The sequence below is a fragment of the Neobacillus solisequens genome, from assembly GCF_051233465.1.
GTDB lineage: Bacteria > Bacillota > Bacilli > Bacillales > Cytobacillaceae > Neobacillus.
In genome coordinates this window covers 1-652 of the sequence record NZ_JBKFGJ010000049.1, presented here as the reverse complement: position 1 = coordinate 652, position 652 = coordinate 1, and the positions used below count along the sequence as shown (strand labels likewise).

General features: G+C 37.6%; 1 protein-coding gene. It reads right to left on the bottom strand.

Features of this window, described 5'->3' with window-relative positions; translation table 11 throughout:
• Positions 1 to 652 (bottom strand): IS3 family transposase (locus ACI3K6_RS23470; RefSeq protein WP_435556731.1); only part of this gene is annotated, 652 nt, incomplete at both ends.

The window sequence follows — 652 nt, the reverse complement described above, 5'->3', positions numbered from 1 at the left end:
GTATTCGACTGGACTTAGGTCTTTTAATTTCGCCTTCATTCGTTTGTGGTTGTAATAGTGAATATAATCAGCTAATTCCCGCTCAAAATGCTCTATACTATCAAATTCCTGTAGATAAAGGAGTTCGGACTTTAATAAGCCAAAGAAATTTTCCATGACGGCATTATCCAAACAGTTACCTTTTCGAGACATACTCTGTGTAATCTGGTGCTGTTCTAGTGTTTTTTGATATTGTCTCATTTGATAATGCCAACCTTGATCTGAATGAAGTATCACATGGTCCCCTGGCTGAAGACGTTCAATCGCTTGGTCTAACATGTCATTTACTAATTTATATACAGGGCGTTTCATTACACTATAAGCAATGATTTCCCCATTACACAAATCTAGTACAGGAGAGAGGTAACGCTTCTCACCGAACAGGTGGAATTCTGTGACGTCGGTAACCCATTTTTCATTCATTTTTTCGGCAGTGAAATCGCAATTTAATAGGTTGGGAGCTGTTTTTCCAACATTTCCTTTATAAGATTTGAACTTCTTCATACGTACCATACATTTTAAACCCATATCATTCATCAGACCATTAATGGTCTTTGGGTCATGACGGAAACCTCTTTTTTCTAACTCTTTCGTGATTCGACGGTACCCATAA